Annotated in this window: 21 protein-coding genes; 7 read left to right on the forward strand and 14 right to left on the reverse strand. The window is 70.7% G+C overall.

The window, feature by feature from the left end; all coding sequences use genetic code 11:
• Nucleotides 1-76: 76 nt before the first annotated feature.
• Nucleotides 77-1,603 (reverse strand): NlpC/P60 family protein, encoded by a 1,527-nt coding sequence (locus A6035_RS18660; protein ID WP_244192576.1) that lies wholly within the window; start codon nt 1,601-1,603, stop codon nt 77-79.
• 300 nt (nt 1,604-1,903) lie between these two features.
• Nucleotides 1,904-2,434 carry an Rv1476 family membrane protein gene (locus A6035_RS08060; RefSeq protein WP_108847359.1) on the reverse strand — a complete coding sequence of 177 codons (531 nt, stop codon included), beginning with the start codon at nt 2,432-2,434 and terminating at the stop codon, nt 1,904-1,906.
• A 253-nt stretch (nt 2,435-2,687) separates the two neighbouring features.
• Between A6035_RS08060 and acnA the strand changes: the two genes are divergently transcribed.
• The 5 genes from acnA to A6035_RS08085 all read left to right on the forward strand — a co-directional run bounded on the left by acnA (nt 2,688) and on the right by A6035_RS08085 (nt 10,196).
• Entirely contained in the window at nt 2,688-5,489 is a 2,802-nt protein-coding gene (gene acnA, locus A6035_RS08065; protein WP_108847360.1) for an aconitate hydratase AcnA, read from the forward strand.
• A gap of 92 nt (nt 5,490-5,581) precedes the next feature.
• Nucleotides 5,582-6,151, forward strand: coding sequence for a TetR/AcrR family transcriptional regulator (locus A6035_RS08070; protein WP_108847361.1), 570 nt, complete (start codon nt 5,582-5,584; stop codon nt 6,149-6,151).
• A 94-nt stretch (nt 6,152-6,245) separates the two neighbouring features.
• Nucleotides 6,246-7,088, forward strand: a complete 843-nt coding sequence (locus A6035_RS08075; protein WP_108847362.1) for an aldo/keto reductase — start codon at nt 6,246-6,248, stop codon at nt 7,086-7,088.
• Between the two features lie 148 nt (nt 7,089-7,236).
• Entirely contained in the window at nt 7,237-8,601 is a 1,365-nt protein-coding gene (locus A6035_RS08080) for an MFS transporter (protein ID WP_108847363.1), read from the forward strand.
• Nucleotides 8,598-10,196: a pyridoxal phosphate-dependent decarboxylase family protein gene (locus tag A6035_RS08085; RefSeq protein ID WP_108849149.1), complete on the forward strand. Its 1,599-nt coding sequence runs from the start codon at nt 8,598-8,600 to the stop codon at nt 10,194-10,196. The genes A6035_RS08080 and A6035_RS08085 overlap by 4 nt, the downstream gene beginning before the upstream one ends.
• Here A6035_RS08085 and A6035_RS08090 read toward each other — a convergent pair.
• The 4 genes from A6035_RS08090 to A6035_RS08105 form a co-directional block, all read right to left on the reverse strand.
• Entirely contained in the window at nt 10,186-10,833 is a 648-nt protein-coding gene (locus A6035_RS08090; RefSeq protein WP_235026683.1) for an HNH endonuclease, read from the reverse strand. The genes A6035_RS08085 and A6035_RS08090 overlap by 11 nt on opposite strands.
• Before the next feature lie 103 nt (nt 10,834-10,936).
• Nucleotides 10,937-11,284 (reverse strand): hypothetical protein, encoded by a 348-nt coding sequence (locus A6035_RS08095; protein WP_108847364.1) that lies wholly within the window; start codon nt 11,282-11,284, stop codon nt 10,937-10,939.
• A gap of 139 nt (nt 11,285-11,423) precedes the next feature.
• A complete protein-coding gene (locus A6035_RS08100; RefSeq protein ID WP_108849151.1) occupies nt 11,424-11,858 on the reverse strand; it encodes a universal stress protein in 435 nt (144 codons plus the stop codon).
• 234 nt (nt 11,859-12,092) lie between these two features.
• A complete protein-coding gene (locus tag A6035_RS08105; protein WP_108847365.1) occupies nt 12,093-13,724 on the reverse strand; it encodes an ABC-F family ATP-binding cassette domain-containing protein in 1,632 nt (543 codons plus the stop codon).
• Between the two features lie 631 nt (nt 13,725-14,355).
• On the opposite strand from A6035_RS08105, the gene A6035_RS08110 reads away from it, so the two are divergent.
• Entirely contained in the window at nt 14,356-15,564 is a 1,209-nt protein-coding gene (locus tag A6035_RS08110; protein WP_244192577.1) for a lycopene cyclase family protein, read from the forward strand.
• Here A6035_RS08110 and A6035_RS08115 read toward each other — a convergent pair.
• The 8 genes from A6035_RS08115 to A6035_RS08150 form a co-directional block, all read right to left on the reverse strand.
• On the reverse strand, nt 15,526-16,311 hold the full coding sequence (locus tag A6035_RS08115; RefSeq protein ID WP_235026555.1) for a hypothetical protein: 786 nt from the start codon (nt 16,309-16,311) through the stop codon (nt 15,526-15,528). The genes A6035_RS08110 and A6035_RS08115 overlap by 39 nt on opposite strands.
• A gap of 153 nt (nt 16,312-16,464) precedes the next feature.
• On the reverse strand, nt 16,465-16,935 hold the full coding sequence (locus A6035_RS08120; protein WP_108847367.1) for a metal-sulfur cluster assembly factor: 471 nt from the start codon (nt 16,933-16,935) through the stop codon (nt 16,465-16,467).
• 6 nt (nt 16,936-16,941) lie between these two features.
• Complete coding sequence (gene sufU, locus A6035_RS08125) at nt 16,942-17,394, reverse strand: Fe-S cluster assembly sulfur transfer protein SufU (RefSeq protein ID WP_063935169.1); 453 nt, start codon at nt 17,392-17,394, stop codon at nt 16,942-16,944.
• Nucleotides 17,391-18,653, reverse strand: a complete 1,263-nt coding sequence (locus A6035_RS08130) for a cysteine desulfurase (RefSeq protein ID WP_108847368.1) — start codon at nt 18,651-18,653, stop codon at nt 17,391-17,393. The genes sufU and A6035_RS08130 overlap by 4 nt, the downstream gene beginning before the upstream one ends.
• 19 nt (nt 18,654-18,672) lie before the next feature.
• Nucleotides 18,673-19,443 (reverse strand): Fe-S cluster assembly ATPase SufC, encoded by a 771-nt coding sequence (gene sufC / locus A6035_RS08135; RefSeq protein ID WP_108847369.1) that lies wholly within the window; start codon nt 19,441-19,443, stop codon nt 18,673-18,675.
• Nucleotides 19,444-19,504: 61 nt separating this feature from the next.
• Complete coding sequence (gene sufD, locus A6035_RS08140) at nt 19,505-20,713, reverse strand: Fe-S cluster assembly protein SufD (RefSeq protein ID WP_108847370.1); 1,209 nt, start codon at nt 20,711-20,713, stop codon at nt 19,505-19,507.
• Nucleotides 20,714-20,717: 4 nt separating this feature from the next.
• Nucleotides 20,718-22,169 (reverse strand): Fe-S cluster assembly protein SufB, encoded by a 1,452-nt coding sequence (sufB, locus tag A6035_RS08145; protein ID WP_108847371.1) that lies wholly within the window; start codon nt 22,167-22,169, stop codon nt 20,718-20,720.
• The gene (locus A6035_RS08150) at nt 22,166-22,903 is read right to left on the reverse strand and encodes a helix-turn-helix transcriptional regulator (protein ID WP_108847372.1); all 738 of its coding nucleotides are present in this window, start codon (nt 22,901-22,903) and stop codon (nt 22,166-22,168) included. Before A6035_RS08150 ends, sufB begins: the two co-directional genes overlap by 4 nt.
• Nucleotides 22,904-23,023: 120 nt before the next feature.
• On the opposite strand from A6035_RS08150, the gene mptB reads away from it, so the two are divergent.
• On the forward strand, nt 23,024-24,646 hold the full coding sequence (gene mptB / locus A6035_RS08155) for a polyprenol phosphomannose-dependent alpha 1,6 mannosyltransferase MptB (RefSeq protein WP_235026554.1): 1,623 nt from the start codon (nt 23,024-23,026) through the stop codon (nt 24,644-24,646).
• Nucleotides 24,647-24,648 lie beyond the last annotated feature (2 nt).

Raw genomic sequence — 24,648 nt, forward strand, 5'->3', positions numbered from 1 at the left:
TTCGCGTGGTCGGGTGTTCCGGGCGCCCCGCCCGGGCCGTCCGAACGGGCTGGGGACGACAGTACCGCTGCGCGGCTCAGACCAGCCGGACCACCATGGGGGAGATGCCGGCCATGCGGACGGGCGAGATCTTCACGACGTCCCCCGACTGCGGGGCCTCGACCATCTTGCCGTCGCCGAGGTACAGCGCCACGTGGCCGGGCCAGAACAGCATGTCGCCGCGCTGGCGGGTGGCCACCGGGTACTGCGGGCCGGCGGTGTACTGGTAGCCCGTGTAGTGGGGCAGGGCCTTCCCGATGCCCGCGAACGCGTAGATCATCAGGCCGGAGCAGTCGAACCCGATCTTGTTGTAGTCGCCGTGGCTGTCGGCGACGCCGCCGTCGCGGATGCCGCGCGTGGGCCCGTTCGCGTCTCCCCCACCCCAGGCATACGGGACGCCGAGCTGGGAGAGCGCGCGGTTGACGACGGTCTCCACCCTCGCGTTGCCCGAGGGCGTGCCCGGGTCCCCGCCGTGGCCGGTGCCCGGGGACGCGGGCGCCTGGGCGATCGACCCGAGGTCGGCGCGGCCGATCGCGTCGGCGACCTGCTGCACGATCGCCTCCGTGTCGCCGCGGATGCCCGCGTCGACGGCGGCACCCACGCTGCCCGCGTCGACCGCGCCCCCCATCGCCCCGCCGAGTGCGCGGGTGGCCTGGTCCGACGAGCCGCCGGCGAACTGGCGCACGGCGCCCAGGTCGAGGTGTGCAGGTAGGGCGGACGCGATGTCGGCGGCTTGCTCGCCCGCCTCCGGCTCGACGGCGAGGACCTGCAGGGCCTCGGCGCGCATCGCCTCGGCCTCGGCGTCGATCCCGGAGGTGGGGTCCGACGGGGGCCCCGCCGGCGTGGCCCCGGACTCCGCGAGTGCGGCGCGGTGGTTCTCGAATTCGCGGGTCAGCTCCGCGATCCGCTCCTCGAGTCCGGCGACCTCGGCGGCGACCCGGGACACCTCCGACTCGGCGGCGTCGCGACGGGCGGCGGCGTCGGAGTACCGCTGCTGTGCCGCGTCGCGGGCGGTGACCGCCTCGGCCTCCCGGCGGGCTGCCTCGTCGGCGGCGGCGACCATCTCGCCGACCACGTGACGCTGGTCGGCCGCCGCGCGACGGAGGTACTCCTGGCGCAGGCCGGCCTCGCCGGGCCCGCCCGGGTCGAGGATCGCCGACGCGGTGCCGGGCGCCGTGCCCTGGCGGTGCAGCAGCCGCGAGTAGTCGTCGAGTGTGCTGCGGGCGGACTCGACCCCGGAGTCGGCCTGCGCGCGCTCGACGGACGTGCGGTCGGCCTCGACGATCGCGCGATCGAGGTCGATCCGGGCCATCTGGAGATCGACGAGGGTCTTGTTCACGCCCTCGCGCTTGACCGCGATCGACTCGCGGGTGCCGTCCAGCCTCGCCGTGGCGTCGGCGACGGCCCGGATAAGACCGGAGATGTCGCCCGGGGCGACGGCGGAGACCCCCTGCGCACCCGCGGCCGGGGGGTGCAGCAGCCCGGAGGCCGTTCCCAACACGAGCGCCGCGGCCAGGGCCGCTCGACCTGCCGCCCTCGACGGGCTCTTCGGTGGCCGTGCCACCGGGGCACGGCGGGACGAATGCTCAGGCTCCACGTTTCACCTTCCGCTGACCGCACCGGGGTGCGGCTGACCGCGCGCCCCGCACGACGGGACGCGTGACCGGGGCGGCGCGGGCTCCGGTGATGCCTTCCCCTGCGCCACTGGAGTTCGATACCGCCTCGGAAGAACCGATGGTTCCTTAAGCACCGTAAGTCACAGCGAACACATGTGAAACATCGGGCGGCAAAATACACTGCTGTAACTATTTTCACAGCACTGGCACGCGGCGTGTCGCCGGGCAGCTCCGCGCCCGGTGGCCGATCAGCGAGTGCGGCGGCGCAGCGCCACCGCGAAGGCGACGATTGCCACCACGGCCAACACAAGGGTCACCGCCGTCACGGCCCCCCATGGCGGGGTCGGCGCCGTGACCTTGTGCGCGAAGACCGCGGCGGAGGCGACGGGGTCGAACTCCTCCCACGCGTCGTCCTGGCCCGCCTCGAGCCGGTGCCGCGGGATCGTGTCGCTGGAGCTGCCGATGAAGGCGGGCGTGCGGACGAGGATCGTGCCCTCGTACTCCTCGTTGAGAAACGTCGCCACGTCGCGTGCGTCCGTGTAGACCGCCGCCGGGGCCTCTGTGTAGACCACCTTGAGGTCGAGACCGCGATCCGCCGCCTCCTCGACCACCGTCCGCAGGCCCTCGACGAAGGGCTCCGGGGCCGAGACCCCGTCGTCGGCGAGATCCGCCACGACCGCCGGGAAGTCCAGCCACTGCGGGACCTCGTCCTCGCCCAACGACGTAATCGGCCCGGCCTCGCGGGCGAGCGTCATCACGTCATCGTCGGGGGTGTCCACGCCCGATATGGTGCCATCTCGTCGTCGTCGCACCGAACCCACGCGCCGACGGCGCGATAACCGCAGTGCCGTTCCCACGTTCGGGCGTGCCGGGTTTATACAGAACGTCCGTACTGGTAAATTGGGGGCCGCAGACGGATGGCAGGGTCCACAATGGACCGTGTGTCCGTCCCGGCGCCGCCGCCCGACACACACGAGGTGACGGCTCCGGGAGGGATGACGAATCGACATAGACACCACGAGTGGAGCTGACGTGACAGCAAGCATTGACAGCTTCGGCGCCAAGGGGACCCTTGAGGTCGGCGACGAGGCCTACGACATCTACCGCCTGTCGGCGGTCCCGGGAGCGGAGAAGCTCCCTTACTCCCTCAAGGTCCTCACCGAGAACCTCCTGCGCACCGAGGACGGCAAGAACGTCACCAAGGCGCACATCGACGCCCTCGCGAACTGGGATCCCAACGCCGACCCGGACACCGAGATCCAGTTCACGCCCGCCCGCGTGATCATGCAGGACTTCACCGGCGTGCCCTGCATCGTCGACCTCGCCACGATGCGCGAGGCCGTCGAGAAGCTCGGCGGCGACCCGGACAAGGTCAACCCCCTCGCCCCCGCCGAGATGGTCATCGACCACTCCGTGATCATCGAGTCCTTCGGCGACCACAGCTCGTTCGACAAGAACGTCGAGATCGAGTACCAGCGCAACGAGGAGCGCTACCAGTTCCTGCGCTGGGGCCAGGGCGCGTTCGACGATTTCAAGGTCGTCCCCCCGGGCACCGGCATCGTCCACCAGGTCAACATCGAGTACCTGGCCCGCTCGGTCATGGTCCGCGACGGCGTCGCCTACCCCGACACCTGCGTGGGCACCGACTCCCACACGACCATGGAGAACGGCCTCGGCGTCCTCGGCTGGGGCGTCGGCGGCATCGAGGCCGAGGCGGCCATGCTCGGCCAGCCGATCTCCATGCTCATCCCCCGCGTCGTGGGCTTCAAGCTCACCGGCTCGATCAAGCCGGGCGTGACCGCCACCGACGTCGTGCTGACGATCACCGAGATGCTGCGCAAGCACGGTGTCGTGGGCAAGTTCGTCGAGTTCTATGGTGCCGGTGTCGGCGCCGTGCCGCTGGCCAACCGCGCCACGATCGGCAATATGAGCCCGGAGTTCGGCTCCACCTGTGCCATGTTCCCGATCGACGGTGAGACCATCGACTACCTGCGCCTCACGGGTCGCGACGATGAGCAGCTCGCTCTGGTCGAGGCCTACGCCAAGGAGCAGGGCATGTGGCTCGACCCCGAGGCCCCCGAGCCCGTCTTCTCGGAGTACCTCGAGCTGGACCTCGGCGACGTCGTCCCGTCGATCGCCGGCCCCAAGCGCCCGCAGGACCGCATCGAGCTGTCCGACTCCAAGAGCGCGTTCCGCAAGGACATCCACAACTACGTCGGCGACGACGCCACGACGCTCGAGGACACCCAGAGGGGCTCCACCCAGTACGGCGACGCCCCGGCCGAGGGTGCCACGCTCGTCCACGCCGAGGAGGGCTCCGTCCGCGCCGACGCCTCCGCCGGGGCCGAGGGCCGGCCCTCCAAGCCGGTCGAGGTCACCGTCGAGGGCAAGGAGATGGTGCTCGACCACGGCATCGTCTCGATCGCGTCGATCACCTCGTGCACCAACACCTCCAACCCGTCGGTCATGATCGGCGCGGGCCTGCTCGCGCGCAAGGCCCACGAGAAGGGCCTGACCGCCAAGCCGTGGGTCAAGACCTCCATGGCGCCGGGTTCGCAGGTCGTCACCGAGTACTACGAGCGCGCCGGCCTGTGGCCGGACCTGGAGGCCCTCGGCTTCCACCTCGTGGGCTACGGCTGCACCACCTGCATCGGTAACTCCGGTCCGCTGCCGGAGGAGATCTCCAACGCGATCCAGGAGAACGACCTCACCGCGACCGCCGTCCTGTCCGGCAACCGCAACTTCGAGGGCCGGATCAACCAGGACGTCAAGATGAACTACCTGGCGTCCCCGCCGCTGGTCATCGCGTACGCGATCGCGGGCTCGATGGACTTCGACTTCGAGAACGACTCCCTGGGCAAGGACAACGACGGCAACGACGTGTTCCTCGCCGACATCTGGCCCACCTCCGAGGAGATCGAGGAGACCATCAAGGCCTCCATCTCGTCGAACGAGTACAAGTCCAAGTACGCCGACGTGTTCGCCGGTGACGAGCGCTGGCGCGGCCTCGACACGCCCGCCGGCAAGACCTTCGAGTGGGACGAGAAGTCGACCTACGTCCGTAAGGCCCCGTACTTCGACGGCATGGAGATGGAGCCGGAGCCCGTCAAGGACATCAAGGGCGCCCGCGTCCTGGCCAAGCTCGGCGACTCGGTCACCACCGACCACATCTCGCCGGCCTCGACCATCAAGCCGGGCACCCCGGCGGCGCAGTACCTCGACGCCAACGGTGTGGAGCGCAAGGACTACAACTCCTTCGGCTCCCGCCGCGGTAACCACGAGGTCATGATCCGCGGCACCTTCGCCAACATCCGTCTGCAGAACCAGCTGCTGGACGGCGTGACGGGCGGCTACACCCGCGACTTCACCCAGGAGGGTGCGCCGCAGGCGTTCATCTACGACGCCGCGCAGAACTACGCCGAGCAGGACATCCCGCTCGTCGTGCTCGGCGGCAAGGAGTACGGCACCGGGTCTTCGCGTGACTGGGCCGCCAAGGGCACCCGCCTGCTCGGCGTCCGCGCCGTGATCACCGAGTCGTTCGAGCGCATCCACCGCTCCAACCTCATCGGCATGGGTGTCATCCCGCTGCAGTTCCCCGAGGGCGAGTCCCACGAGACCCTCGGCCTGGACGGCACGGAGACCTTCGACATCTCGGGCATCGAGGAGCTGAACAACGGCACCACGCCCAAGACGGTCAAGGTCACCGCGACCAAGGAGGACGGCTCCACCGTCGAGTTCGACGCCACCGTGCGCATCGACACCCCCGGTGAGGCGGACTACTACCGCAACGGCGGCATCCTGCAGTACGTGCTGCGCAACATGATCAAGGGCTGATCCCCTCACACATCGTCGGCGGTGCGCGGTACTCCCCGAATCGGGCGAGGAACTGCGCACCGCCGCGGTGTATCCGCGAGAAAGGTTGTGAGATGCCCAGGGTCAGCCAGGACCACATGGACGCCCGCCGCCGGCAGATCCTGTCCGGCGCCCGTGAGTGCTTTGCCGAGTACGGGTTCGAGGGGGCCACCGTGCGCCGGCTGGAGGAGGCCACCGGCATGAGCCGCGGCGCCATCTTCCACCACTTCGACGACAAGGACGCCCTCTTCCTCGCGCTGGCCCACGACGACGCCGAGGCGATGGCCGCGACCGTCGCCGAGCAGGGCCTCGTCCAGGTGATGAGGGAGATCCTCGCGGACCCCGAGGAGTTCTCCTGGTTCGGTACCCGCCTGGAGATCGCCCGGCGGATCCGCACGGATCCCGCGTTCCGCGAGCGGTGGACGGACCGCCAGGACGAGGTCGACGCCGCCGTGCTCGCGCGCCTGCGCGAGCAGAAGTCCTCGGGCAGGATGCGCACCGATGTGCCCGACCACGTGCTGCGGGTCTACCTCGACATCATCCTCGACGGACTCATCACGCACCTGGCCACCGGCCGCGGCACCGAGCACGTCAGCGAGATGCTGGACCTCGTGGAGGCGTCCCTGCGCACCGGTCAGGGGTGAACAGTCCCGCCGCCGAGCAGAGGAAAGTGCGCGTATCGGCCGAGTGGACGTGCGCGAAATCCTCTTCTCGGCGTCGCGGCGTACGTTGTAGCGCATGAGCACACCCCAGACGTACATCCCGACGATCGAACTGAACGACGGGCGGTCGATCCCGCAACTCGGGTTCGGCACGTTCCAGGTCCCGCCCGCGGACACCGAGAAGGTGGTCTCCGACGCCATCGAAGCCGGGTACCGGCACCTCGACACCGCGCAGATGTACGGCAACGAGGAGGGCGTGGGCCGGGCGGTGGCCGCCTCCGGGATCCCGCGCGAGGAGTTCTGGATCACGACCAAGCTCAACAACACCTTCCACGAGCGCACGGCCGCCCGTGAGGCCACCGAGCGGTCGCTCGAGGCGCTCGGCGGTCGGATCGACCTGTACCTCGTCCACTGGCCGCTGGCCATGCACGACGACGTCGCGCGGGTGTGGGAGGCCATGGAGGAGGTCCGCTCCGACCTAGCCGTCGACTCGATCGGCGTCTCCAACTTCACGGAGGCGAACCTCGCCCGTCTCGCCGAAGCCGGGCTGAGCACCCCGACGGTCAACCAGATCGAGTCGAACCCGTACTTCGTCAACGACGAGCTCCGCGCCGCGTGTGTCGAGCGCGGCATCGCGGTCGAGGCCTGGAGCCCGCTCGCGCAGGGCTCGGTCTTCGGTGATCCGCAGCTCACGGCGCTGGCCGAGCAGGTCGGGCGCACCGTCTCCCAGGTGGTGCTGCGGTGGGTCCTGCAGCGCGGCGACATCGTGTTCCCCAAGTCCTCCAGCCCCGCGCGGATGCAGGAGAACCTCGCGCTGTTCGACTTTGAGCTGACCGACGAGCAGATGGCCTCGGTCTCGGCGCTGCACAACGGCACGCGTTCCGGCCCGGACCCGGACGTCTTCGACTGGCGCGGCTGAACTCACATCGGATCCGCCGGGGAATCCCGCGCGGAGGTCAGCCCGCACACCATCGAGAAGTCGGTTCCGCACACCCATCCCGAGAGGTGGGTGTGCGGAACGCTCTTTTCGTCGGCGGGACGGGGGCGGCGGGTCCTAGAGTCGGTCCATGACCACCACCGATGTGCCCGACCGGGCGGAGCGCGACCGCGCCACCACGGCTCCGGTCCTGGCCTCGTACGCGGCGGGCAGCCTGGGCACGGGCGCGTTCGGCACGCTGCCCGGCCTGGTGTTGGCGTACTACCTCACCGACTCGATCGGGGTCGCCGCGGCGGTGGCGACGGTGCTCGTGTTGGTGCCCAAGGTCGTCGACGTGCTCGCCTATCCGCTCATCGGGGCGATCTCCGACCGCGCGTCGCACCGCACCGGCTACCGCACGGGGCTGATGCTGTCCGGCGCCCTGGCGCTGCCGGTGCTGTTCGTGGCGACGTTCGCCGCGCCGACGGGCTGGAGCACCGGCGCGGCGGGCGTGTGGGTGATGGGCTTCTTCCTGCTGGCCTCGCTCGCGTACTCGTGCTTCCAGGTGCCGTACCTCGCGCTGCCGGCCGAGCTCACCGAGGACGCCGCCGCCCGCGTGACGGTGTTGGCGTGGCGGGTGGCGGTGCTCGCCGCGGCGATTCTGCTCACCGGCGGTGGCGGCCCGGCACTGCGGGACGCGGCCGGCGGCGGGGCGACCGGGTACGTGGTGATGGCCGCGGGCGTCGCGGCGCTCATGCTGATGGGGATGTTGTGGTCCACGTTCGTGGCCGGTCGCCGCACGATCATGCGCGCTGACGCGCCCGCAGGCGGCCTCGCCCACGAGTACCGCGACGGCCTCGACGCGCTGCGGACCACGCGGCCGTTCCGGCTGCTGGTGGTGGTGTTCTGCCTACAGGCGGTGGCCACGGCGGTGATGCTCGCGGGCGGTCAGTACGTGGCGACGTACGTGCTGGGCGACGAGACCGCACTGACTGGCCTGTTCCTGGCCCTGGTGGGTCCGGCGCTGCTGGTGATGCCGCTGTGGGCGCGGCTCGCGCACGCGCGGGGCAAGGTGCCGGCGCTCGCCGCGGCGACGGCCCTGTTCACGGTGGCCACCCTCCTGCTCGTCCCGGCCGGCGTCGCGCCCGGTGGGTGGGTGCACGTGCCGGTGGCGTTGGCGGGCGTCGCGTACGCGGGGATGCAGGCGCTGCCGATGTCGATGCTGCCCGACTGCACCGACCTGGACCGCACCTTGGGGGGACGACGACGAAGTGGCGCCATGAGCGGCCTGTGGACGGCCTCCGAGACGGGCGCGATGGCGTTGGGGCCGGTGGTCGTCCTCGCCCTGCTGGCGGTCGGTGGATTCCGGTCCGGCGGGGTGGCCGATCAGCCCGGGTCGGCGCACTGGGCGATCGTCTTGGCGTTCTCTCTGGTCCCCGCCGTTCTCGCGGCGGCGAGCCTGCTGCTGATCCGGGCCCTCGGCAGGTCCTATCCCCGATGGACGGAGCGCGCATGACCCCCGATCCCCTGGCCCTCGAGATCGCCGATCGCGGGGAGCACGCCCTGGCCCGGTTGGCCGCGCTCCGGTCGCTGGATCCGCCGACGACCGGCGGCAGGATCCTGTCGTACGTGTACGACTCGGGGCTGGAGGAGCTCGACGAGCTGGCGACCCGCGCCGCCCGGTTGGCGCACGGGGTCAACGGTCTCGACCCCACGGTGTTCGCCTCGGTCGCCGAGATCCACGGCGGGATCGTCGACCGCGTCCGCACGATCCTCGGGGGCGTGACCGATGCCGGTGCGCCCGGTGGCGATGCGGCCGGCGGCGTTGTACCCGGCGGCGCTGAGGTCTACGGCAGCGTCACCTCCGGTGGAACCGAGAGCTGCATCCTGGCCTGTCTCGCCGCCCGCGAGGTCTCCGGCCGAGAGCCCGGCAGCGGTGGGACGATCGTCGCGCCCGTCACCGCGCACGCCGCCTTCCGCAAGGCCGCGCACCTGCTGGGACTGCGCTTCGTGGGCGTGGAGGTGGACCCGGCGACGGGGCGGGTCACCGCGGAGGAGCTACTCGCCGCGGTCGACGAGCGCACCGTGCTGGTCGTGTGTTCGGCGCCCGCCTACCCCACCGGGGTGATCGACCCCGTGGCCGAGGTCGCCGCCGGGCTCGAGGCACGCCACGACCCGCGGATCGGGCTGCACGTCGACGCCTGCCTCGGCGGCCTGGTGTTGCCGTTCTGGCCGTCGGCCGAACCGACCGGGCCGACCGAGCCGGGCGGGTCGGAGGCGGCGGCGCTGTGGGCCCTGCGCGTCCCGCGGGTTACGAGTATCTCGGCGGACCTGCACAAGTACGGCTTCGCTCCCAAAGGCAGCTCGGTTCTGCTCAGCCGCGGCCGGGAACGCCACCGCGCCGCGTGGTTCGCCACCGTCGACTGGCCGGGCTACCCCGTGGTCAACCCCACGCTCGCCGGGTCGAAGCCCCTCGAACCCGCCGCCGCCGCGTGGACGGTCCTCGAGGCCCTGGGCGACGACGGGCAGCGGGAACTCGTCGCCCGCACCGCCCGCGCCACCGATCGCCTGGTCGAGGGACTGTCCACTATCGAGGGACTGCGCGTTCTCGACCGCGACCCCGGCCCCCTTCTCGCCGTGGCCATGGACGACACCGTCGATGATGGCCGACGCGTTCACCCCCACCTCTGGGCCGACGCCTGCGGTCGGAGGGGCATCTCCGTCCAGGCGCAGCCGGCCCACCGCCAGGGGCGGGGCACCTTGTCGTCGTCGTCCCACCTCACCGTCACGCCGGTGACCGAACGGCTGGTCGACGACATCCTCCTGGTGGCGCGCGAGGCCGCCGACGAGGTACGCGGTCAGGGCGCGCCGACGCCTCCGGCCGCGTTCGGCGACGTCCTCGCCGCGCTGGACTCCGGCGCCCTCTCCCCCGGCGATCTGCTCGCGCTGCCCGAGGACGACGTGCACGCCATGGTCTCGGGAGTCCTCTCGGACGCGCCCGACGACGGAGCGGGCGGCGGTATGGCCCCGCTCATGGCGGCGATCGAACGCCTCCCCGCCGACGTCGGGGCCCGGCTCGTCCGCGCCTACCTCGCGGCCGTCATGGAGTGAGACCGGTGAACTCGGTGCGGATCTCCGCCGACGCGCGGAACCACCGACCCACATACGGGACAGCCAACGGCGCCGGCTCAGCACTCAGGTAGCGGACGAACCACCCGGTCAGGCCGTCCCACTCGGTGTGATCTCCCGGCGGGTGGAGGTCCCAGCCGAGTTCGCTCAACTCCCAATGGGCCTTGGCCGAGTTGCGGAGCATGGACGTCGTCACCCAGTTCTCCTCGGCGTCCTGCCCGCCGCGCGACACCGGTCGGACGTGGTCAATTGTCGGGAACAGTTCCCAGAACGCGAAGTGCGACCTGGACATCGCCCAGTTCGGATCGGCGGGGAAATCCTCCGGCAGGAGCACGGACAGCAACCGGAGCGCTCCCGGGTTGACGAGGCGGGTTCCGCTGTACCGGTCGGTGAAACCGTCCCGGTAGAACAACCGGAGCGAGGCGCGCTCGGTGTAGCTTCGCGATGCCTTATCGACCGGGGTGAACGGGTACCGCTCGCGCAGGATACGGCGCCCCTCGCTGAGCCCGTCCGCTTCCAGCGCGGCGACGACGTCCGCGAGAACGTCGGCCTTGTCCTCGGACCCGGGTGCGCCCGGCGTCGGGCCCGGAATCGGGACATCGGAACCCGCCTCGTCCATAACGGCCTCCTCATCCCGCGTCGTGCGTCTCCCGACCCACTATGCCCCGACGAGAGCCGCCCCCCGACTCGAGGTCGAGGGGCGGCGCGTGGTGCGGGGTGCGTCAGACGAAGACAGCGATCGCGACGTTGACGATCCCGAGCACGCCGGCGACGTGGGCCAGCGTCGCGGTGCTGCCCTGCGCGCGGGCCTCCTTGCGGACGCCGAGGATGGCCACCACCAGGATGACGATCGCGATGACCAGCTTGATGCCGATCTTCATGTGGTTGACGTCCACGTCGTCCATCTCCCGCAGACCCACCAGCAGCAGGCCGGTGACCACCTGCAGGATGGCGCCGTGCAGGATCGCCTTGTTGACGTGGGGCGCCTTGATGGTCGCCAGCCAGCCGCCGATGATGCCCGCCAGGCCGATGAAGTGCAGGATGAGCACGATGTTGAAGACGATGTCCATGCGGCGATTCTCTCAGGCCGCGAGGACATAACGCCTGGTAAGGGTGGCCTATGTGACCGGCGACTCGGCGGGCGCGCCTCGGGTCGGCGCGCCTCGGGTCGGCGGACGTTCGGCCGCGCCGGCCGGGTGTGGTCCCGGGTCAGGCGTTCTCTTGCCGCGGCAGAACCACCACCGGACAATGCGCGTGCGGAACGACGTGCTGGCTCACCGACCCCAGCAGCATCCCCGCGAAGCCGCCGCGCCCGCGGCAGCCCACGACCACGAGACGAGCATCGTTCGACGCCGCGACGATCGACTCGGCCGGGTGGCCGCGTATGACGTATTGCTGCACGTCCGCCTCCGGCCCGAGCGTGTCACGCACGGTGTCGGCCAGAACCTTCCGGGCCTGCTCCTCGAGTTTCTTGGGCGACTCCGACCCGGACATCGCGTACGGGCCGAACACCGGTGCGACGTCGAACGCGGTCAGCGCGATCAGCGGCGCATCGACCGTGCGGGCGTAGTCGGCCGCCCAGGTCAGAGCCCGCCGGGAATCCGGGCCCCCGTCGACCCCGACGACGACTGGTCCTGTGTCCATGAGCGCTCCTCCTTGGACGAGACCGTCGACGGCGCTGGACATGTCGTGCACCGACGACACCTCCCACCGTAGTCGGGATGCCCGGGCGGTGCGCAGTTGCGCGAGTTCGACGGTCGCATGCGCGAACATCGCGTTCGCACGCTCACGCGAGTTCGACGGTCGCATGCGCGAACATTGCGTTCGCACGCTCACGCGAGTTCGACGGTCGCATGCGCGAACATCGCGTTCGCACGCTCACGCGAGTTCGACGATCTCCATGTACTCCTGGCTCCACAGATCCTCCGTGCCGTCCGGCAGGATGATGACCCGCTCCGGCTCCAGCGCCTCCACGGCGCCCGGATCGTGGGTGACCAGCACGACCGCGCCTTCGTACGTGCGCAGGGCGTCGAGGACCTGTTCGCGCGAGATGGGGTCGAGGTTGTTGGTGGGCTCGTCCAGCAGCAGCACGTTGGCCGCCGACGACACCAGCCCGGCCAGCGCGAGACGGGTCCGCTCACCACCGGACAGCGTGCCGGTGGGCTGCTCGAGCTGCGGTCCCGAGAACATGAAGGCGCCCAGCAGGCCGCGCAGATCCTGCTCCCCCGCGTCCGGCGCGGCGTGGCGGATGTTCTCCCACACGGTCGCGTCCATGTCCAGGGTGTCGTGTTCCTGGGCGAAGTAGCCGATCTTGAGCCCGTGCCCGGTGACCACGCCACCCTCGCCGTCGGTGCGCTCCACGCCGGCGAGTAGCTTGAGCAGGGTGGTCTTGCCGGCGCCGTTGTAGCCCAGCACCACCACGCGGCTGCCCTTGTCGATCGCCAGGTCGACCCCGGCGAACACCTCGAGCGAGCCGTACATCTTGGTCAGGCCCTTGGCGAACAGCGGTGTCTTGCCGCACGCGGCGGGCGTGGGGAACTTGATGTGCGCGACCTTGTCGGCCACGCGCACCTCGTCGAGCTCGTTCATCATGGTCTCGGCGCGCCGGATCATCTGCTTGGCGGCGGCGGCCTTGGTGGCCTTGGCGCCGAGCTTGGCGGCCTGCTGCTTGAGCGCGGAGGCCTTCTTCTCGGCGTTCGCGCGCTCGCGGCGGCGGCGCGCCTCGTCGGTGGCGCGGGCGTCGAGGTACTTCTTCCAGCCCATGTTGTAGGCGTCGATCTCGCCGCGGACGGCGTCGAGGAACCACACCTTGTTCACCACGGCCTCGAGCAGCTCGACGTCGTGGGAGATAATGATCAGCCCGCCCTCGTGCTTCTCCAGGAACTGGCGCAGCCACGTGATGGAGTCGGCGTCGAGGTGGTTGGTGGGCTCGTCGAGCAGCAGCATGGTCTGCGACTTGCCGGCGCCGTCGGAGGCGGCGAAGAGGATCCGGGCCAGCTCCACGCGGCGGCGCTGACCGCCCGAGAGCGTGCCGAGGTTCTGCGTGAGGATCCGGTCCTCGAGGCCCAGGCTGCTGCAGATGCGCGCGGCCTCGCTCTCGGCCTCGTACCCACCGCGGGCGGAGAACTCGTCCTCGAGCCGGCCGTAGCGGCGCACGGCCTTGTCCATCGCGGCGTCGTCCGGGGCGTCGACCATCTGCTGCTGGGCCGCGGTCATATCGGCCATGAGGACGTCGAGCCCGCGGGCCGAGAGGACGCGGGACCGGGCCAGCTGGTCCATGTTGCCCTCGCGCGGGTCCTGCGGCAGATACCCCAGCTCCCCGCTGCGCGTGACTTTCCCGGCGTACGGCTCACCCTCGCCGGCGAGGATCCTCATCGTCGTCGTCTTACCCGCGCCGTTCCGCCCCACCAGGCCGATCCGGTCGCCGGGCTGGACCCGCAACGAGGACCCGTCCATGTGGAGCAGGGTGCGCACGCCGGCGCGCACCTCCAGGTCGTCGATGGTGATCACGTGCGCGGGTACCTCGCTGTAGCTTTCGGGGGAGAGTCGGCGGCCCGCCCGCTGGCGGGATCGGGCCGACCTGCCACTCTACCTGCGGCGCGAGTGAGCCGACGAGTCCGGTGACGTGGGTCTCCGCGCGCTCGACGGATCGGGCTCGTGCGTCCGTTGCGGTGTTCGGCGGCCCGCCCGGCAACGCCCGCCATGTCGGAGTGCCCGGCCGGCGGCCGGCTCACGCCGCTGCTGCGACTGGTGCGGCGAGACCGGCAGACAGGCAGCGTGACTCCGCTGGGATGCGCTGCCACTTCGTCTTGTGCTGCCGTGATGGTTCATTCTCCCAGCGCAACCCCCTCTTGGGCGTGCATTTTCCCAGCGCGGGGCGAAGAGGCAGCGGATCTGCGGGCGGGTGCGCTGCGTGAGTGCTCACTAAGCCCTGGGTGCGCTGCGTGCATGCTCACTAAGCCCCGGGTGCGTGCGTGCATGCTCACTAAACCCCGGACGCGCTGGGTGAGGGATCACTGAACCCCGGGTGCGCTGCGAGCCGCCCGCGGTGAGCGCCGTCGACTCGAAGCTTCCGTGGCCCGTCTGCTGGTAGAACGCGTCGGACATGGGTTCCTCTCGCCCGACGGTAGTGTCGGTCCGTATGAAGGCTATGGGTGGCGGGTTGTTCGACGTCGCCGTCGTCGGGCTCGGCCCCGCCGGCCGCGCGCTCGCCTCCCGCTGCGCCGCAGCCGGTCTCACGGTCCTGGCACTCGACCCGCAGCCCGACGCGCCATGGCGCCAAACCCTGTCGGTGTGGGCCGACCAGGTGCCGCCGTGGCTGCGCCCGGAGGCGTGCGGGATCGACGTGTTGGCGCACCGGGTCTCCTCCCCAGCCCTGTACGCGCCCGGCCGCGCGGTGTTCCACCGTGAGTACGCGGTGCTGGACAACGACGCCTTGCGGCGCGCCCTGCCGCTCGGTGCGGGGGTCACCGTGGAGCGGGAGTCGGTCGACGACGCGGCCCTGCGTGGCCTGACCGCCCGGGCGCACCGCGTGGTGGACTGTCGTGGCGCCGGGGGCGGGCGCAACCAGGGTCCGCTGCAGACGGCCTACGGCATCGTGGTGGACGCCGCGGACGCGGCACCGGCCCTGGGCGGCGAGGCAGCGCTGTTCATGGACTGGCGCACCGACTATGCGCGAGACCGGGACGACGACGACGAGATCGGCCCCAGCTTCCTGTACGCCATCCCGCTGTCCTCGGACCGGGTCCTTCTCGAAGAGACGTGTCTGGCGGGACTACCCGCCCCGGATCCCGCCGTCCTGGCGAGCAGGCTGCGCTCGCGCCTGGCGGGCCGGGGGGTGTCGCGCACGGCGATCGACGACCCGCTGTCGGTCGAGCGGGTGCGCATCCCGCTGCTGCCGAGGCCGGGCGGATCCGGCGCACCGCTGGTCGAGGCGTTCGGCACCGCGGGCGGGCACGGACACGCGGCGACGGGGTATTCGGTGGCGGCCATGCTCGCGGCCGTCCCGGCGGCCGTGCTCGCGCTCGGCGCCGGTTACCCGCTCCCCGAGCCCCGCTCACCCCTGAGCACGACCCTCCACGGGGTGGGCCTGCGGGCTCTGCTCCGTGCGGACGACCGGACCCTCCGGGCGCTGTTCGCGGCGTTCGGTCGCCTCGACGGTCGCCGCCAGCGGTGGTTCCTCGACGCGGCGAGCCCGTCGTACCAGGTGGCCGCCGCGATGTGGGGGATGTGGGTGAGCATGCCCGCGCGCGACAAGGCCGGGATGGTGGCCGCGGTACTACGGCGCTCTTCCCGCGGTCACGCGGCGGCGTCAGGCGGCGCGCGGTCGGAATCCGTCGAAGGTCAGTGACAGCCCGCCCGGGCGGCGCGCGACGCGGAACATCGACGACAGTGCGACCGCCGCGCCCGCCACGCCCACGAGCTCGAACGTCTCCTCGACGTACATCAGGACGAGGTAAAGAGTCGACGTCGCGCCGGTCTCGCGGTGGACGAGCCCGGTCAGGCTCTCGATCACCAGCGCGCCGGTGAGGAAGATCGCGGCAGCCGCGATCAACGAGATGGCGACCCGGCGCTCGAGGGCGAGCACGAGCCGGATGAGCAGACCGCCGACGATCAGCGCGATCACGGCGCCGGGGATCACCCAGTTGTAGAAGGTGTCGAACGGCAGATAGGGGGCCAACCGGTCCCCCACCACGAAGAGCCGCTCGTGGAGTGCGCCCGCCTCATCGGCGGAGGCGGTCACGGCGACCGCGGAGAAGAGCCACCACGATGCGCGGAAGCGGTCGGCGGTGACGGCGGCGAGGGCCGCGAAGACGCCCACGAGGAGCCAGACCGTCGAGGCGAACCACACCGCCGCGTTGCCCTCGGCGCCGATGTCGAACGCGGTCCACAGAAGGTTCCACACGTGCCAGGGCTGATCGCTGCCCGTGAGGTGCACCATGTACAGCAGGAAGCCTGACAGCGGCGCGAGCAGGATCGACGGCGGGAGGACCGCTGAGGCGACGGCCCGCGTGAGTCGCGTCCCGGTCGCGGGACCGCCGGCCCCGTCGCCGTCGTCCGGTCGGCCCGCGGCCGGGTGGTCAGCGGAAGGTGACATGTCCGCAGCGTAGGCCGGTGGCATGGACGACAGCCAATCGGTCGCCCCCGATCCGCGGTCGCGTGGCCGGAGACGACGAACGCCCGCCCCGTGGGACCGGAACGGGCGCTCGTCGGCTCGCGGCGGTGCGGCGGTGGTCGCCGCGAGGCGGGACTACACGGTGAAGCCGATCGCCCTCAGCTGCTCGCGGCCCTCGTCGGTGATCATCTGGGGGCCCCACGGCGGCATCCAGACCCAGTTGAGCTCGAGCTCGTTGACCAGGTCGGAACCGATGGTCGCGGAGCGCGCCTGGTCCTCGATCACGTCGGTGAGCGGGCAGGCCGCCGACGTCAGCGTCATGTCGATGCGCGCGATCGTGGAGCCCTCCGTCTCGCCGGGGCGGACCCAGATGTCGTAGACCAGACCCAGGTCCACGACGTTGATGCCGAGCTCGGGGTCGACCACGTCACGCATGGCCTCCTCGATGTCGGCGACCAGCGCGAGGTCCTCCTCCGACTGCTCGGGCCGGTTCGGGTCCGGGCGGAACTCGCCGTTGTAGGCGGTGCCCGCGGGCGTGTCGTTCTCGTCGGCCGACATCGGATCGTCGACCGTCGGATCGTTGGCAGGTGTCATCTGCTCGGTCATGTCACATCACTCCTGATGGTGTTCGGTCTGTCGGCCGAGGGCGTCCTTGAACGCCATCCAGCCCAGCAGGGCGCACTTGACGCGCGCGGGGTACCGCGACACCCCGGCCAGGGCCACCGCGTCATCGAGGACCTCCTCGTCGCCCTCGTCCTGACCGCGGGAGGAGATCATCGCCTGGAAGGCGTCGACGACCTCCAGTGACTCCTCGACCCGTCGGCCCACCAGGAGGTCGGCCATCATCGAGGTCGACGCCTGGCTGATCGAGCACCCCTGTGCGTCGTAGGACACATCCTCCACGGTGGCCAGATCCTCGGACAAGCGCAACCGCAGGGTCAGCTCGTCACCGCACGTCGGGTTGACGTGGTGCACCTCGGCGCCGAAGGGCTCCCGCAGCCCGCTGTGGTGCGGGTGGCGGTAATGGTCGAGGATGACCTCCTGGTACATCTGCTCGAGTTTCACGACAGACCACCCCCGTCGACTCCGAAGAACTCCTGGGCACGGCGCAGGGACCGCGCCAACGTCTCGACCTCGTCGCGAGTGTTGTACAGGGCGAACGACGCCCGCACCGTGGACTGGACGCCGAGACGCCGGTGCAACGGCCACGCGCAGTGGTGGCCGACCCGGACGGCGACGCCGTCGTCGTCGAGCACCTGGCTCACGTCATGGGCGTGGATACCGTCGACGACGAAGGAGACCGCGCCGCCGCGGGAGACCATGTCCGTCGGTCCGACGATGCGGACGCCCGGGATCTGCTGCAGCGCCTCGAGCGCGGCAACGGTGAGCGCCTCCTCGTGGCGGGCGATGGTCTCCATCCCCACCGATTCGAGGTAGCGCACGGCCGCGGCCAGGCCGACGGCCTGCGACACCATCGGGACGCCGGCCTCGAACCGCTGTGGCGGCTCGGCGAACGTGGACTCCTCCATCATGACGGTGGAGATCATCGACCCCCCGGTGAGCACCGGTGGCATCGCGTGGAGCAGCTCGCGACGACCGTAGAGGACGCCGATGCCGGTGGGGCCGAGCATCTTGTGGCCGGAGAAGGCCGCGAAGTCGACGCCCAGATCGTGGAAGTCCACGGTCATGTGCGGGACGGACTGGCAGGCGTCCAGCACGACCAGCGCGCCGACCTTCCGGGCGGCCTCGACCACGCGGGCCACGTCGGTGACCGCTCCGGTCACGTTGGACTGGTGCGTCACGGCGACGACCTTGACGGCGTCAGTGAGCTCGAGCGAGTCGAGGTCGACGCGTCCGTCGTCGGTCACGCCGTACCAGCGCAGGGTCGCGCCGGTGCGACGGCACAGCTCCTGCCACGGCACCAGGTTCGCGTGGTGCTCGAGCTCGCTGATGACGACCTCGTCGCCGGGGCCGACGGCGTGATCGCCGAACCGCTGGTCCCCCAGGGCGAACGCCACGAGGTTGAGCCCCTCGGTCGCGTTCTTGGTGAAGACCAGCTCGTCCACGTCGGCCCCGACGAACCGCGCGATGTCGGCGCGGGCGCCCTCGTAGGCGTCCGTGGCCTCCTCCGCGAGTTGGTGCGCGCCACGGTGGACCGCGGCGTTGGAGTGCAGGAGGAAGTCCCGCTCGGCGTCGAGCACCGGGATCGGGCGTTGCGACGTCGCCCCGGAGTCGAGGTAGACCAGGGGCTTTCCGTCACGGACCGTCCGCGACAGGATCGGGAAATCCGCGCGGACTGCTGTCAGGTCGAGGGTCGAGGTCATGTTCTCCCAGCTGTTCCGATCAGGCGGTGGCGGGCGTCAGGTACTTCTCGTACCCGTTCGCCTCGAGCTCGTCGGCCAGCTCGGCGCCACCGGAGGCGGCGATGCGGCCGTCGACGAACACATGGACGTTGTCGGGCTTGATGTACCGAAGGATCCGGGTGTAGTGCGTGATGAGGAGGATGCCGCCGTTCTCCTCCGCCTTGTAGCGGTTGACACCCTCGGAGACCACGCGCAGCGCGTCCACGTCGAGGCCGGAGTCGGTCTCGTCGAGCACGGCGATCTTCGGCTTGAGCAGGTCGAGCTGGAGGATCTCGTGGCGCTTCTTCTCGCCGCCCGAGAAGCCCTCGTTGACGCTGCGCTCGGAGAACGCGGGGTCGAAGTCGAGGTCGGACATCGCCTCCTTGACCTCCTTGACCCAGTGGCGGAGCTTGGGGGCCTCGCCACGGACGGCCGTGGCCGCGGTGCGCAGGAAGTTGGCGGTGGAGACGCCGGGGATCTCGGTGGGGTACTGCATGGCCAGGAACAGGCCGGCGCGGGCCCGCTCGTCGACCTCCATGGACAGGACGTCCTCGCCGTCCAGCGTCACGGTGCCGCCGGTGACCTCGTACTTGGGGTGGCCGGCGATGACGTAGGCCAGGGTCGACTTGCCGGAGCCGTTCGGGCCCATGATGGCGTGGGTCTGCCCGGACTCGATCGTCAGGTCGACGCCCTTGAGGATCTCGACGGTCTCGGGTGAGTCCTCGGTCGCGGCGACGCGGGCCGTCAGGCCCTTGATCTCGAGAGTGGTCATTGGTGTGCTCGCAATCTGTGTGAGAAGTCTTCGGGGGATGATCGGGGGCCTGCGGGCTCGGTCAGATGCCGGAGGACTGCAGCTCCAGCTCGACGGCCTCGGTGACCCGCTCGCGCACCTCGGGCACGCCGATGCGGTTGATCACCTCGCCGAAAAACCCGCGGACGACGAGGCGCCGGGCGACGTCCTCGGGGAGGCCCCGCGACATGAGGTAGAACAGGTGCTCCTCGTCGAACCGGCCGACGGCGCTGGCGTGGCCGGCGCCGGCGATCTCGCCGGTCTCGATCTCGAGGTTCGGCACCGAGTCGGCGCGGGCGCCGTCGGTGAGCACGAGGTTGCGGTTCATCTCGTACGTGTCGGTGCCCAGCGCCGCCGCCCGGATGAGGACGTCGCCGATCCAGACGGTGTGCGCGTCCGGGAGGTCCGACGAGGCGTCGCCCTGTAGCGCGCCCTTGTACAGGATGCGCGAGGTGCAGTTGGGCACCGAGTGGTCGACCAGCAGGCGGTGCTCGAGGTGCTGGCCGTCGTCGGCGTAGTACAGGCCGTTGAGCGTCACCGTGCCGCCGGGCGCGGTAAACCGCGCGAACGGGGAGACGCGCACGACCTCGCCACCGAACGTCACCGTGGTGTAGGTCAGCGTCGCGTCGCGGCCGACCTGCAGGTGATGTCCGGCCAGGTGCAGGGCGTCGTCGTCCCAGTCCTGGATGAGGACGACCTCGAGGTGGGCGGAGTCGCCCACGATGAACTCGACGTTCTCGGCGATCGTGCCGCCACCGCGCTGGTCCACGACGAAGGTCGCGTTGGCGAACGGCTCGAGGCGGACCTGGGTGTGGCCGTAGGCCAGCTCGCCCGCGCCCGGCCCGTCGACGGTGACGTACACGGGCTCGTCGAGCACGACCTCCTTGGCCACGGTGATGACCGAGGCCGCGGTGGCCGAGCTGAACGCCTGCGCGGCCACACGGTCGCGGGGGGCCCCGGCCTCGCCGACGCGCTTGTCGTCCATCGCGACGGTCTCGACGGTGAGGCCCTCGCGCTCGCCGACGGACGCCGTCAGGCGACCGGTCGCGGTCACGTTGGAGCCGTCGTGGAGACCGCGCAGACGACGCAGCGGGGTGAACCGCCAGATCTCGTCCTTGTGGCTGGGGACCTCGAACGCGGCCACGTCGTACGAGGTGAACTGGTCACCCTTCGTCGCGTCGACGGGGACGCCGTAGCGGTCCGTGAGGGGGGCCGGGGCGGACCCGGTCTCGGGGGTGGTCGTGTCGGTCATGGGGTCAGCCCACCGATCCTTCCATCTGGAGTTCGATCAGGCGGTTGAGCTCGAGCGCGTACTCCATGGGGAGCTCCTTGGCGATCGGCTCGACGAAGCCACGCACGATCATGGCCATCGCCTCCTCCTCGGCCAGGCCGCGGCTCATGAGGTAGAAGAGCTGGTCCTGGCTCACCTTGGAGACCGTGGCCTCGTGCCCCAGCGTGACGTCGTCCTCGCGGATGTCGATGTAGGGGTAGGTGTCGGACCGGCTGATGTTGTCCACCAGCAGGGCGTCGCACTCGACGTTGGACTTGGAGCCCTTGGCGCCGGGGTTGATCTGGATCAGCCCGCGGTACGCCGAGCGTCCGCCACCACGCGCCACCGACTTGGAGACGATGTTCGACGAGGTGTTGGGCGCCAGGTGCAGCATCTTGGAGCCGGTGTCCTGGTGCTGGCCCTCGCCGGCGAACGCCACCGAGAGCACCTCGCCCTTGGCGTGCTCGCCGGTCAGCCACACGGCCGGGTACTTCATGGTGACCTTGGAGCCGATGTTACCGTCGATCCATTCCATGGTCGCGCCCTCTTCGGCGCGGGCGCGCTTGGTCACGAGGTTGTACACGTTGTTCGACCAGTTCTGAATGGTCGTGTAGCGGCAGCGGCCGCCCTTCTTGACGATGATCTCGACCACCGCGGAGTGGAGGGAGTCCGACTTGTAGATCGGCGCCGTGCAGCCCTCGACGTAGTGGACGTAGGCGTCCTCGTCGACGATGATCAGCGTCCGCTCGAACTGGCCCATGTTCTCCGTGTTGATGCGGAAGTAGGCCTGCAGCGGGATGTCCACGTGGACGCCCTTGGGGACGTAGATGAACGAGCCGCCGGACCAGACCGCCGTGTTCAGGGCGGAGAACTTGTTGTCCCCGGAGGGGATGACCGAGCCGAAGTACTCCTCGAAGATCTCCGGGTGCTCCTTGAGCGCGGTGTCGGTGTCCATGAAGATGACACCCTGGCTCTCCAGGTCCTCGCGGATCTGGTGGTAGACCACCTCGGACTCGTACTGCGCGGCCACGCCGGCCACGAGCCGCTGCTTCTCGGCCTCGGGGATGCCGAGCTTGTCGTAGGTGTTCTTGATGTCCTCGGGCAGGTCCTCCCAGCTGGTGGCCTGCTTCTCCGTGGAGCGCACGAAGTACTTGATGTTGTCGAAGTCGATCCCGGACAGGTCCGAGCCCCACTTGGGCATCGGCTTCTTGTCGAAGATCTTCAGAGCCTTGAGTCGCTTGTCGAGCATCCACTCGGACTCGTTCTTCTTGGCGGAGATGTCACGCACGACCGCCTCGGACAGGCCTCGCTGCGCGGCGGCACCGGCATCGTCCGAGTCGTGCCAGCCGTAGTTGTACTGGCCGATGGAGGCGATCCGCTCCTCATCGGTGGTCGGCTCGGTGACGTCGGCCGTCACCTGATCGGGGGTGATGGTCATCGCACTGTCCTTTCGGCGGTCGGTGCCGACGCGGATGCGCCGGCCGGTGCGGGGATCGTGGCCGCGAGATCTTCCGCGGTCACGGTCCCGGTCGGGATGTTCGTGGTGCAGGCGCAGTTACCGCCCGCGATGGTCGCGAGACGCTGGACGTGGGTGCCCACTATCTCGGACACCACCTCCTGCTCGGCCTCGCAGAGTTCGGGGAACCGGGAGGCGACGTTCCACACCGGGCAGTGGTGCTGACAGATCTGCAGCCCCGTCCCGGCGTCCTCCACGGAGGACGCGTAACCCGCCTTCGACAGGGCCACGGCGATGTCGGTCGCGGCGCGCTCGACGTCATGGGCCCCCTCGGCCGGTCGGACGTGTCCGATGACCGAGCGCACCCGCTCGCGGGCGAACTCCGAGACCGCCTCCGCGCCGCCGATGCGCCGCAGTGCCGTCATGGCCTCGACCGCCAGGTGATCGTACCCGTGCCGTGCGGTGCTCCGGCCCGTGGCCGTCACCTGGAACGCCCTGGCCGGGCGACCGCGGGTCCCCGCCGGACGGGTGCGCGCGGCCTCGACCTCGCCGGCCTCGACCAGGTGGTCCAGGTGGCGTCGGACGCCTGCGGCGGTGAGCCCCAGTTCCTGTCCGATCTCGGCCGCGGTCAGCGCTCCGCGTTCCAGCAGGAGTTCCCGGATCGTCGAGCGGGTGTCGGGGCGCGTGCCGCTGTCCATCGCGTGCTGCACGCTCATGCGCCACTCCCTTCCGGATATGCTCTGTGCGCCCGGGCGGGGCGCACCTCCTGATATTACGCAACACTTTCGTTTCGGAATTATTCCCCCACCCCCGGGCGCGCCCCACGGGGTGCCGACATGCCCGACAGCTCCCCGTGGAGGAGGGACGAGACGATGGAACGCGACGTCCCGACACGCGGCGCGGGCTCGGTCACCTCGCGGCTCCACGCGCGCGAGCGGTCCACCGGCTCCCCGCCGTCCGCGGAGATGGCGCGACTGTGGCGCATCCGGCGTATCGGCACCACGGCGTCCGTCGCGATGGCGGTCGGAGCCCTCGGCGCGGGCGCGCTGCCGGTGCTGCAGAACCCGATCGCCGGTGAGCGCCTGTTCGGGCTCTGGCTCCGCCTCCAGCAGTCGTCGATGACGGTGGTCATGGCCGGGATGGTCGTGGTGACGCTCTGCTGGCTGCTCCTGGCCCCCTACGTGCTGGGGCGCGATCGCCGCGGCCGGCTGAGCGGGCGCATCGACCGGGCGACGCTCGACAGGGTGATCGCGTCGTGGGCGCTCCCGCTGGCCCTCGCCCCCCCGATGTTCAGCAAGGACGTCTACAGCTATCTCGCCCAGGGCGCCATCGGGAACGCACTGGACGATCCCTACGAGCGCGGTCCGGTCTCGGCGCTCGGGACCGGCCACGCGCTCACGATCAACGTCCCCGACATCTGGCGCGACACGCCCAACCAGTACGGCCCGCTCTTCCTGGGCGTGCAGAAGGCCGTCCACGCGCTCACCGGCGACGACGTGGTGACGGGGACCGTCCTGCACCGCGTCGTGGCCGTGATCGGGATCCTCATGCTGGGCTGGGCGGTGCCGCGACTGGCCGAGTACTGCGGTGTGTCGGACGTGGCGGCGCTGTGGTTGGCGGTCGCCAACCCGCTCGTGCTCTTCCACCTGGTCTCCGGGATCCACTCCGAGTCCCTGATGATGGGGCTCCTGGCCGTCGGCCTGGTGCTGGCCCTGCGGGCCGTCGACCACACGGGCCCCGGGCGCGGCGCGATCCCGCTCTTCGTCCTGGGCACCGTCCTGATCACCGGGTCGGCCCTGGTCAAGCTGCCGACCATCGTCGCCCTCGGCTTCGTCGGCATGGCGCTCGCCCGCCGATGGGGTGGCGACTGGCGGGCCACGGTGCGGGCGGCGGCAGTGATGGTCCTGATCTCCGGCGTCACCACCGGTGTGGCCATGGCCGCCACTTGGTCGGGCCTCGGCTGGGTCACCAAGCTCGGGGCCGCCACGTCGCTGCGGAGCTGGCTCTCCCCACCGACCGCCCTCGGCGTGCTGGTCGGCGGGATCGGTCAGTACCTCGGGCTGGGCGACCACACCGCGCAGATCCTCGTGATGGTCCAGACCGCGGCCCTGGTGATCGCCGGCGCATTCACCGTCCGCATGCTGTTCGCGGTCCAGGCCGGCCGGATCGATCCGGTGGGCGGGCTCGGGGTCTCGATGGCGGCGATCGTGCTGTGCTTCCCCGTGGTCCATCCCTGGTACATCCTGTGGGCGCTCGTCCCCCTCGCGGCGTGGGCGTCGCGGTGGGAGTTCCGCGTCCCCGTGGTCGCGGTCAGCGCCGTCCTCGCCTGCTTCACCCTGCCGCCCGGCGCGGGGCTGCCGCCGTTCGTCACCGTCCAGGCGTGGGCGGCGACGGTGGTGATCGTCGCGGCGCTGCTGATCGCCCTCTTCCGGTGGCCGGGGCTGTTGCGGTACCGCTAGCC

This window comes from Dietzia lutea (genome assembly GCF_003096075.1).
GTDB classification, from domain to species: Bacteria; Actinomycetota; Actinomycetes; order Mycobacteriales; family Mycobacteriaceae; genus Dietzia; species Dietzia lutea.